The sequence below is a fragment of the Pseudomonas sp. WS 5079 genome (assembly GCF_012985465.1).
Classification (GTDB): domain Bacteria; phylum Pseudomonadota; class Gammaproteobacteria; order Pseudomonadales; family Pseudomonadaceae; genus Aquipseudomonas.
Genome location: NZ_JAAQWN010000007.1, coordinates 408,340 through 418,888, shown reverse-complemented (window position 1 = coordinate 418,888; position 10,549 = coordinate 408,340). Strand labels below are relative to the sequence as shown.

Below are 10,549 nucleotides of genomic sequence, written 5' to 3'. Positions count from 1 at the left end.
CTCCACAAGCACCCACACGAATTGCTTGATTCAGTTGTTAAAGAGCGGTTGGTTAAGATCTTTCGTCTCAACCGAGGCGCGCATTCTACAGCAGCCTCATTTGCTGTCAAGTGATTATTTTCAGAAGCTTTCGAGGTTTTCCTCAACAACTTCAACCACTTGCGCTTTCGATCTCTCGTCAGCGGGAGGCGAATTCTACAGCGTTACACGCTGCTGTCAACACCTCTTTTGCAGCTTCCTTTTGGCTTCGATGAACTGAAGCAACCTGCTGCCGAAAACTACATAACTCTTTGTTTTCCAAGGAGTTTTCCGTTTCGACTGCGCCGGAAGTGGGGCGAATTATAGACTTCCAGAATCTGCCGTCAACCCTTGATTTTGCTTTTCTATCAATTAGTTACGATCGATTAAAAAACAACCAACTCCTGCCATGCAGAACCCCTTCTATATAGAAGACACACCTCATATAACTCCCGCCGCCTTTAAAGCCGCCACATGAGCCGCTCCCAACCCCAACACCTGGCTGAGTACTTGAGCCGTATGCTCGCCCAGGAGCGGCGGTGCACTGCGATACTCCACGGGCGTCTTGGACAGCCGAATAGGACTCCCCACCTGCGGCACCTTGCCCGCCAACGGGTGCGGCAACTCTATAGCCAACCCACGCGCCTGCACCTGCGGATCGGCAAACACCTGCGCCAGGTCATTGATCGGCCCACACGGCACACCCACCTGCTCCAGCTGGGCCACCCACTCGGCCGTGGTCTTGAACACCGTTGCCTGGCGAATCAATGGAATGAGCACCGCCCGATTGGCCACCCGCAGCTTATTAGTAGCAAACCGTGGATCATCAGCCCACTGCGGCTGCCCGGCGACCTGGGCAAACTTGCGGAACTGGCCGTCATTACCCACGGTCAGGATGAAATCGCCATCTGCCGTGGGAAAGTCCTGATACGGCACGATATTCGGATGCGCATTACCCAGCCGCTTGGGCGCTACCCCCGTCGTCAGGTAATTCATCGCCTGGTTGGCCAGGCAGGCAACCTGAACATCCAGCAACGCCATATCAATATGCTGGCCGCCGCCATCATGGTCGCGGTGCGCCATGGCCGCCAGAATCGCCACGGCTGAGTAAAGTCCGGTCAAAATATCGGTCAGGGCTACACCTACCTTGACCGGGCCTTCGCCCTCATCACCCTCGGGACGCCCCGTCAGGCTCATCAAACCGCCCAGGCCCTGAATCATGAAGTCATAGCCAGCGCGCGCCGCATACGGCCCAGTCTGGCCAAAACCCGTGATAGAGCAATAGATCAGCTGCGGATTGAGCTCCTTGAGCGACTCATAGTCCAGGCCATACGCCGCCAAGCCGCCCACCTTGAAGTTCTCGATCAAGATATCCGACTTCGCCGCCAGGTCCCGGACCAGCTTCTGCCCCTCCGGCCGCGTGAAGTCGATAGTCACCGACTCCTTATTACGATTGGCCGATAAGTAGTAGGACGCCTCACTGGTGTTTTCACCATAGGCATCCTTGAGGAAGGGCGGGCCCCAGGCGCGGGTATCGTCACCACTGCCAGGTCGTTCGACCTTGATCACCTCAGCGCCGAGATCAGCAAGAATCTGCCCGGCCCAAGGCCCCGCCAGCACCCGTGACAAATCCAGCACCCGCAGATGCGATAGCGCGCCCATGGTCACACTCCTATTAATAGAACGCCTGGATACCGGTCTGGGCGCGCCCGAGGATGAGCGCATGGACGTCATGCGTGCCTTCGTAGGTATTCACCACTTCCAGGTTGACCAGGTGCCGGGCAATCCCGAACTCATCGGAGATGCCATTGCCACCGAGCATGTCGCGAGCCATGCGGGCGATATCCAGGGACTTGCCGCAGGAGTTGCGCTTCATGATCGAAGTGATCTCCACGGCGGCCGTTCCCTCATCCTTCATCCGCCCCAGGCGCAGACAGCCTTGCAAGGCGAGGGTGATCTCGGTCTGCATATCAGCGAGTTTTTTCTGGATCAACTGCGTGGCAGCCAGTGGGCGCCCGAACTGTTGGCGATCCAGGGTGTACTGGCGCGCCGTGTGCCAGCAGAACTCCGCAGCCCCCAAGGCCCCCCATGAAATGCCGTAGCGGGCCGAGTTCAAGCAGGTGAAAGGGCCTTTCAAGCCACGCACATCGGGAAAGATGTTTTCTTCAGGAACGAAGACGTTGTCCATGACGATTTCACCGGTGATAGACGCACGCAGGCCGACCTTGCCGTGAATCGCCGGCGCACTCAGGCCTTTCCAGCCCTTCTCCAGGACAAAACCACGGATGTCGCCGGCGTCGTCCTTGCCCCAGATCACAAACACATCGGCAATCGGGCTGTTGGTGATCCACATCTTGCTGCCGGTAAGGCTGTAGCCGCCATCCACCTTGCGTGCGCGGGTAATCATCGCGCCCGGGTCCGAACCATGGTTGGGCTCGGTCAGGCCAAAGCAACCAATCCACTCACCCGAGGCCAGCTTGGGCAGGTACTTCTGCTTTTGCGCTTCAGTGCCGAACTCATTGATCGGCACCATCACCAGTGAAGACTGCACGCTCATCATCGAGCGATAGCCGGAATCGACACGCTCCACTTCCCGGGCAATCAAGCCGTAGCTGACATAGTTCAAGCCACTGCCACCGTACTGCTCAGGAATCATGGCGCCGAGCAGGCCGGTCTCGCCCATTTCACGGAAAATCGCAGGGTCGGTCTTTTCATGACGGAAGGCTTCAAGCACACGCGGCGCCAGCTTGTCCTGGGCAAATTGCTCGGCACTGTCGCGCACCATGCGCTCTTCTTCAGTGAGCTGTTGATCCAGCAGCAGTGGATCGATCCAGTTGAAGCTTGCCTTACCGCCCATGAGTGAGTCCTCGCGAAGTAAATCAAAAGTCGTGCATGCAGCCTAGGCCGGGTAGGCGAGGAGGGCAAACGAGGTTTTTGCATAGCCTTGTGCTAATTTCTCACTCCGTAACGATTGAGAAAGGCGCAACAGCCTTTTATTAGTGAGAGTACGGTACATGCGCAGAAAGATCCCCAGCACCACGGCCCTGGTCAGCTTTGAAGCAGCAGCCCGCCACGAAAGCTTCACCAAGGCCGCGCAAGAACTTTCCATCACCCAGGGCGCGATCTGCCGACAGATCGCCAGCCTTGAGGAGTTTTTGAGTGTCGAGCTGTTTCGGCGCTCGCGACGCGGGGTAAAGCTCACCGAAGCCGGGCTTTCCTATAGCCGGCGAGTGGCGACGCAATTGGATGCCGTGGAGCGTGACACCCTGTCAGTGATGGGCCAGCAGGGCGCCAATGTGATTGAGCTGGCGGTAGTGCCCACGTTCGGCACGCAGTGGCTGATCCCGCGCCTGAAGGATTTCCAGCAGCAACACCCCGAAGTCACAGTGAACCTGACCAACCGCACCCGCCCGTTCCTGTTTGCCGATACCGAGTTCGATGCCGCTGTGTATTTCGGCGATGCCGACTGGTCGGGCACCGAATCTCATCGGCTGATGGGCGAAAATCCAGTCCCCGTCTGCAGCCCGCGCTTGCTGCAAAACCGCACGCACTTTCGCGCAGAGGAAATCGCCGAACTGCCACTGCTGCAGCAAACCACGCGACCCTACGCCTGGCGCCAGTGGTTCAACGCCCAACAACTGAATATCCCCCGGGACATGACAGGCCCGCGCTACGAGCTATTCTCCATGCTGTCCCAGGCGGCCATGCATGACATGGGGATTGCCTTGATCCCACCGTTCCTTATTCAGCGGGAACTGAGCGAGAAACAACTGGTGATTGCCAACCCGCAGGCGCTGACCAGCAGCAAAGCCTATTACCTGATGATTCCCGAAAGAAAGGTCGAATCTGCATCACTGCACGCCTTTCGAGACTGGCTGATTGATCAGGCACAGCGCTACAGCCATCAATTCTAGAGGCCCAGGCAAGTTATTGACCTTGTAGTCAGGTAATTTTGAGACCTACAGATATACGTATATGTCGCCTTTTGACAGACTGTACCGTTCGACCGTAAAACCCTCTGCAAGCCAATAGCTGCAAGCCCTACAGCGGGTATTCGGGGGCAATGATCGGTTATTCATGTCGACAATTGGGTAAATCGACTTTTCCCGCGATAACCCTTTAAACACCTGTATTCCAAGAGGTTATTCCGGCACATTGCGACAATCAGTCACAGGGTGACTTGTAGTTAATTTTTCGTCACCCGTCATAATCCCTTGAAGGCCGTAAAGTTCGCCTGCAAAATGCCGCGCCCTGCTGTCATTTCAGCGGGGTCGTGCTGATCGGCCGCCCCAGTTGCGCCACTCGCGGTGCACTGGCCTTTTTACAAAAATCAAAAGCAAAAAGATCATGCAGGAGATTTGACGTGCACATTGGTGTTCCTCTCGAAACCCAGACCGGTGAAACGCGGGTTGCTGCAACCCCGGAAACCATCAAGAAGCTGATCGGCCAGGGCCATAAGGTCACTGTACAAAGCGGTGCAGGTATCAAAGCCAGCGTCGTCGACAGTGCCTATGAAACGGCAGGCGCAACCATTGGCAGTGCCAGCGATGCGTTTGGCGCCGAGCTGATTCTCAAGGTGGTCGCCCCCAGCGACAGTGAGCTGACGCTGATTAAAAGCGGCACCGTGTTGGTGGGCATGCTCAATCCGTTCAGCAACGAAACCATCACCCAACTGGCCGAACATGGCATCACTGCCTTCGCCCTGGAGGCCGCGCCGCGTACCTCCCGTGCGCAGAGCCTGGATGTGCTGTCGTCCCAGGCCAACATTGCCGGCTACAAGGCAGTGTTGCTGGCGGCCCATCACTACCCGCGCTTCATGCCAATGCTGATGACCGCCGCCGGTACGGTGAAAGCCGCTCGCGTGCTGATCCTCGGCGCCGGTGTTGCCGGCCTGCAAGCCATCGCTACGGCGAAACGCCTGGGTGCCGTCATCGAAGCGTCCGACGTACGCCCGGCCGTGAAGGAGCAGATCGAGTCCCTCGGTGCCAAGTTCGTCGACGTGCCCTACGAGACCGATGAAGAGCGCGAATGCGCCGTCGGTGTCGGCGGCTACGCCCGCCCCATGCCCACCAGTTGGATGCAGCGCCAGGCCCTGGCCGTGCATGAGCGCGCCAAGCAAGCCGATATCGTCATCACCACCGCCCTGATTCCGGGTCGCAAGGCCCCGACGCTGCTGAGCGCCGAAACCGTCGCCCAGATGAAGCCAGGCTCCGTAGTGATCGACCTGGCCGCCGCCCAGGGTGGCAACTGCCCACTGACCGTCGCCGACCAGGTGGTGGTGGAAAACGGCGTGACCATCTGTGGCCCGACCAACCTAGCCGGCGCGGTCGCTGCCGATGCTTCGGCCCTGTATGCGCGCAACCTGCTGGACTTCCTGAAGCTGGTCTTCACCAAGGAAGGGCAGTTTGAAATCAACCTCGAAGACGACATCGTCGCCGCGTGCCTGATGTGCCGCGACGGCCAAGTCATCCGCAAAAACGCCTAAGCAGGGATTCAGACGATGGAAGAGCTTATCTCCCCCGGTATCTACAACCTGATCATCTTCGTGCTGGCGATTTATGTCGGTTACCACGTGGTCTGGAACGTCACCCCCGCGCTGCACACGCCGCTGATGGCCGTGACCAACGCAATTTCGGCGATTGTGATCGTTGGCGCCATGCTCGCCGCCGCACTCACCGTGACCCCGCTGGGCAAGACCATGGGCACCCTGGCCGTAGCCCTGGCTGCCGTCAACGTGTTCGGCGGTTTCCTGGTTACCCGTAGGATGCTTGAGATGTTCAAGAAGAAAGCGCCCAAGGCTAAAGAAGAGGTGCAGAAGTAATGAGCATGAACCTCGTGACGACGCTCTACCTGATCGCGTCGATCTGCTTCATCCAGGCCCTCAAGGGCCTGTCGCACCCCACCACGTCCCGACGCGGCAACCTGTTCGGCATGCTCGGCATGGCGCTGGCGGTACTCACCACCGTGGGCCTCATCTATAAGCTCGGTGCAGAGCTGGCCACTGCCGGCATCGGCTACGTGATTGTCGGCCTGCTGGTCGGCGGCACCGCCGGCTCGATCATGGCCAAGCGCGTAGAAATGACCAAGATGCCCGAACTGGTCGCCTTCATGCACAGCATGATCGGCCTGGCGGCGGTGTTTATCGCCATCGCGGCGGTGGTCGAGCCGCAATCCCTGGGGATCGTCAAGCAACTGGGTGACGCGATTCCTGCGGGCAACCGCCTGGAGCTGTTCCTCGGCGCAGCCATTGGTGCCATTACCTTCTCCGGTTCGGTCATTGCCTTCGGCAAGCTGTCGGGCAAGTACAAGTTCCGCCTGTTCCAGGGCGCACCGGTACAGTTTGGCGGCCAGCACAAGTTGAACCTGGTGCTGGGCCTGGCCACCCTGGGCCTGGGCCTGGTGTTTATGTTCACCGGTAACCTCAGTGCCTTCGCCCTGATGCTGGCCCTGGCCTTCGTGCTGGGCGTGCTGATCATCATCCCGATTGGCGGCGCCGACATGCCGGTGGTTGTCTCGATGCTCAACAGCTACTCCGGCTGGGCTGCGGCGGGCATCGGCTTCTCGCTGAACAACTCGATGCTGATCATTGCCGGCTCCCTGGTGGGTTCGAGCGGTGCGATCCTCTCGTACATCATGTGCAAGGCGATGAACCGCTCGTTCTTCAACGTGCTGCTCGGCGGTTTCGGCAATACGCCGGATGCGGCAGGGCCGGCCGGTTCGAAAGAAGCGCGCCCGGTGAAGTCCGGTTCGGCCGACGACGCCACTTTCCTGCTGACCAACGCCGACACCGTGATCATCGTCCCAGGCTATGGCCTGGCGGTCGCGCGGGCGCAACACGCCCTTAAAGAGCTGACCGAGAAGCTGACCCATCGCGGCGTCACCGTGAAATACGCGATCCACCCGGTCGCCGGCCGCATGCCTGGCCACATGAACGTGCTGCTGGCCGAGGCCGAGGTGCCTTACGACCAGGTGTTCGAGATGGAAGACATCAACTCCGAGTTCGGCCAGGCCGACGTGGTGCTGGTGCTGGGAGCCAACGACGTGGTCAACCCGGCCGCCAAGAACGATCCGAAATCGCCGATCGCCGGCATGCCGATTCTCGAAGCCTTCAAGGCCAAGACGATCATCGTCAACAAGCGCTCGATGGCCAGCGGTTACGCCGGCCTGGATAACGAATTGTTCTACCTGGACAAGACCATGATGGTCTTCGGCGACGCGAAGAAGGTCATCGAAGACATGGTCAAGGCCGTCGAATAAACACTGCTCCAGCGCAATACCCAAAACCCCGGCCTCCCGTAGGCTGGGGTTTTTTATTAACGGGAAAAACCCGACCAAAGGCTCTAAATCGCCACCTGGCATTCGACCATGGTAGCGGGACGAACGCCTTTGAAATCACTAGACTGCCCACCTTGCCTCCGTTGCCCGAGATAACAATCCATGTACCGTGATCGTATCCGCTTGCCTTCGCTGTTGAACAAGGTCATGAGCGCCGCCGATGCTGCCGCCCTGATCGAGGACGGCATGACCGTCGGCATGAGCGGCTTTACCCGCGCCGGTGAAGCCAAGGCCGTGCCCCACGCCCTGGCCGAACGTGCCAAGACCTCGCCCCTGAAAATCACCCTGATGACCGGCGCCAGCCTGGGCAACGACCTGGACAAGCAACTGACCGAAGCCGGCGTGCTGTCGCGCCGCATGCCATTCCAAGTCGACAGCACCCTGCGCAAGGCGATCAATGCCGGCGAAGTGATGTTTATCGACCAGCATCTATCGGAAACCGTCGAACAGCTGCGCAACAATCAGCTCAAGCTGCCGGACATCGCGGTGATTGAAGCTGTGGCCATCACCGAGCAAGGCCACATCGTGCCCACCACCTCCGTGGGCAACTCGGCCAGCTTCGCGATTTTTGCCAAGCAGGTGATCATCGAGATCAACCTGGCGCACAACCCGAATCTGGAAGGCCTGCACGACATCTATATCCCGACCTACCGCCCGACCCGCACCCCGATCCCACTGGTCAAGGTGGATGATCGCATCGGCAGCACCGCGATCCCGATCCCGCCCGAGAAGATCGTCGCCATCGTCATCACCAACCAGGCCGACTCCGCCTCCACAGTGACCCCGCCCGACAGCGACACCCAGGGGATCGCCAATCACCTGATCAACTTCCTCAAGCAGGAAGTGGATGCCGGACGCATGACCAACAAGCTCGGCCCGTTGCAAGCCGGCATCGGTAATATCGCCAACGCGGTGATGTGCGGGTTGATCGAGTCGCCGTTCGAAGACCTGACCATGTACTCCGAAGTCCTCCAGGACTCGACCTTCGACCTGATCGACGCCGGCAAGCTGAGCTTTGCCTCCGGCAGTTCGATTACCTTGTCAGAGCGGCGCAATGCCGACGTGTTCGGCAACCTGGAGCGCTACAAAGACAAGCTGGTGCTGCGCCCGCAGGAAATCTCCAACCACCCGGAAGTGGTGCGCCGCCTGGGCATCATCGGCATCAACACCGCGCTGGAGTTCGATATCTACGGCAACGTCAACTCCACCCACGTGTGTGGTACGCGGATGATGAACGGCATTGGCGGCTCGGGAGATTTCGCCCGCAACGCGCACCTGGCGATCTTTGTCACCAAGTCCATTGCCAAGGGCGGGGCGATTTCCAGCGTGGTGCCGATGGTCAGCCATGTCGACCATACCGAGCATGACGTCGACATCCTCGTGACCGAGATCGGCCTGGCCGACCTGCGCGGCCTGGCGCCACGGGAGCGGGCACGGGTGATCATCGATAACTGCGTGCACCCGGACTACCGTGACGCCCTCAACAACTACTACACCGCCGCCTGCGCCATCGGCGGGCACACCCCGCACATCCTGCGCGAAGCCTTGAGCTGGCACATCAACCTGGAAGAAACCGGGCACATGCTCAAAGGCTGATCAATACAGACCCGGGTGGGTGCAAGCACAGTTGCATTCACCCGGAACTGAGCGCGGTACTTTTGAAAAAACTGTACTGCTGTACCGGTCATTTCCTACCGCAAAAACCTACAAATCCCTTCCAAAACGCCTAAAACGCACCAAATAAGTGCTGACAGGTACAGTTGCCCCATTTCCGTACAGTACAGCCGCTATAAACAGTTAACTGGCCCCTCACAATACAGGTGAACTGTATCTAGAGAGTCTTGCGCCGGAGGAGGATCATTGGCATCAGTTAAACCACTACCTAATCCCGCCACAAGCGGAAGGATGTCATCATGGAACGTACACTCAGTTCCGAACTGTTCTTCGAAGATAAAGCTGTCAACACCCAGGCTTCCCTGCCTCTGCGCGTTATCGCCAACCTGATGTTGTGGCAGCGCCGCATCTCCAGCCGCCATCAACTGGCTCGTTTGGATTCGCGTCTGCTGGCCGATGCCGGGATCAGCGAAGCTCAACGCTACGAAGAGCTGAGCAAGCCGTTCTGGCGCTGATTTAGCGCCCGCTGGCCCTGACCTACCGGGTCCACCGCCAGCACCCCAAATTGTTGTAGCAAAGCCCGCCCCGGGTAACCGGCGGCGGGTTTTGTTGTTTCTGGGAGTACGAAAAAATAGCGTAGAAGCCATCCTCGATGCCTGGACAGGTACAGTTTAAAAAACATAACAATTAACCAGTACAATTACGCATTGGCTGATTTGTACCGGTCAAATAACCTCCGTGAGCCACCACTTCCAACTGCGCACTACCCGAACAGATAGGCGCCAGCTACTATCGCGTCATTAGTTCGTCTCATACACAGGAGTCACCCCCATGTCCCGTCTTCGTTTGCTGAGCGCTGCAGCCCTGCTTGCCGTCGCCGCCAATGCCAGCGCCACCAGCCTGATCGTGACCACCGACTCGATTGTGGGCGCTCTCAAAGCCACTTCCGACGCCAGCTCCGATGCCACATCCTCGCTGCGCGACAACAAAGTCGTGCGCGCTGCCCGTGACGATGCTGCCAGCTTCGTCGCCAGCGAAGGCGTGATCCGTGGCGTGAAGCTGGAAAGCGCCCTGGCGCAGATCCGCCAACAGGCGCCACAACTCAATGCCGCTACTGATGTGCAACTGGCCCAGGCAATCCTGGCCATCTGAGCCAGGCCTGTTTTGCAGGAGCCGACTTGCCGGCTCCTGCATAGAAGTACCCGCGCTGGCTCTCGCCCGGGCATTACGCTAGCCTTGGCGCTCGTTTTCAGTTGTCGAGTCCCATGGCTTTTTCATACCGCTTGTTGATTGTTCCCACGGTGCTTGCCGTGTGCGGGGCCGGGCCGGTCCAGGCCTTTGATCTGTCCACACAAGGCCTCGTCGCCAGCGCCTATGCCACCAGCAAAGTGACCTCGGCGCCGTTCGATCGTAAATTGATACTGGCAGCCCAGGATGACGCTGCTGCGTTTATTGCCACTGACGGCCAATGGCGGGGCGCCCGGCTGGAAAGTGCACTGGATTACCTGCGTCGCACCCAGCCAAAACTTAAGTCCAGTGACCTTGAACTGGCCCAGGCAATTCTCGTCCAATAATCATCTTT

The 10,549-nt window shown here is 59.0% G+C and carries 10 protein-coding genes; 8 read left to right on the top strand and 2 right to left on the bottom strand.

What is annotated here, in order from left to right; genetic code table 11:
* Nucleotides 1–459: 459 nt before the first annotated feature.
* Nucleotides 460–1,680 (bottom strand): CaiB/BaiF CoA-transferase family protein, encoded by a 1,221-nt coding sequence (locus tag HBO05_RS20755; protein ID WP_169954147.1) that lies wholly within the window; start codon nucleotides 1,678–1,680, stop codon nucleotides 460–462.
* A 13-nt stretch (nucleotides 1,681–1,693) separates the two neighbouring features.
* Nucleotides 1,694–2,875, bottom strand: a complete 1,182-nt coding sequence (locus HBO05_RS20750) for an acyl-CoA dehydrogenase (RefSeq protein ID WP_169954146.1) — start codon at nucleotides 2,873–2,875, stop codon at nucleotides 1,694–1,696.
* Nucleotides 2,876–3,032: 157 nt separating this feature from the next.
* Here HBO05_RS20750 and HBO05_RS20745 point away from each other — a divergent pair, with 157 nt between their 5' ends.
* The 8 genes from HBO05_RS20745 to HBO05_RS20710 all read left to right on the top strand — a co-directional run bounded on the left by HBO05_RS20745 (nucleotide 3,033) and on the right by HBO05_RS20710 (nucleotide 10,541).
* Nucleotides 3,033–3,932, top strand: a complete 900-nt coding sequence (locus HBO05_RS20745) for a LysR family transcriptional regulator (protein ID WP_169954145.1) — start codon at nucleotides 3,033–3,035, stop codon at nucleotides 3,930–3,932.
* A gap of 449 nt (nucleotides 3,933–4,381) precedes the next feature.
* Nucleotides 4,382–5,503, top strand: coding sequence for a Re/Si-specific NAD(P)(+) transhydrogenase subunit alpha (locus tag HBO05_RS20740; RefSeq protein WP_065942441.1), 1,122 nt, complete (start codon nucleotides 4,382–4,384; stop codon nucleotides 5,501–5,503).
* A 15-nt stretch (nucleotides 5,504–5,518) separates the two neighbouring features.
* Complete coding sequence (locus HBO05_RS20735; protein WP_003233786.1) at nucleotides 5,519–5,839, top strand: NAD(P) transhydrogenase subunit alpha; 321 nt, start codon at nucleotides 5,519–5,521, stop codon at nucleotides 5,837–5,839.
* A complete protein-coding gene (locus HBO05_RS20730) occupies nucleotides 5,839–7,275 on the top strand; it encodes an NAD(P)(+) transhydrogenase (Re/Si-specific) subunit beta (RefSeq protein ID WP_172313891.1) in 1,437 nt (478 codons plus the stop codon). Before HBO05_RS20735 ends, HBO05_RS20730 begins: the two co-directional genes overlap by 1 nt.
* A 180-nt stretch (nucleotides 7,276–7,455) precedes the next feature.
* Nucleotides 7,456–8,949, top strand: a complete 1,494-nt coding sequence (locus tag HBO05_RS20725; RefSeq protein WP_170041964.1) for an acetyl-CoA hydrolase/transferase family protein — start codon at nucleotides 7,456–7,458, stop codon at nucleotides 8,947–8,949.
* 317 nt (nucleotides 8,950–9,266) lie between these two features.
* Complete coding sequence (locus tag HBO05_RS20720) at nucleotides 9,267–9,482, top strand: DUF1127 domain-containing protein (protein WP_007911656.1); 216 nt, start codon at nucleotides 9,267–9,269, stop codon at nucleotides 9,480–9,482.
* A gap of 316 nt (nucleotides 9,483–9,798) precedes the next feature.
* Nucleotides 9,799–10,119: a DUF2388 domain-containing protein gene (locus tag HBO05_RS20715; RefSeq protein WP_169954142.1), complete on the top strand. Its 321-nt coding sequence runs from the start codon at nucleotides 9,799–9,801 to the stop codon at nucleotides 10,117–10,119.
* Between the two features lie 113 nt (nucleotides 10,120–10,232).
* Nucleotides 10,233–10,541 (top strand): DUF2388 domain-containing protein, encoded by a 309-nt coding sequence (locus HBO05_RS20710; protein ID WP_169954141.1) that lies wholly within the window; start codon nucleotides 10,233–10,235, stop codon nucleotides 10,539–10,541.
* The last annotated feature ends 8 nt before the right edge of the window (nucleotides 10,542–10,549 follow it).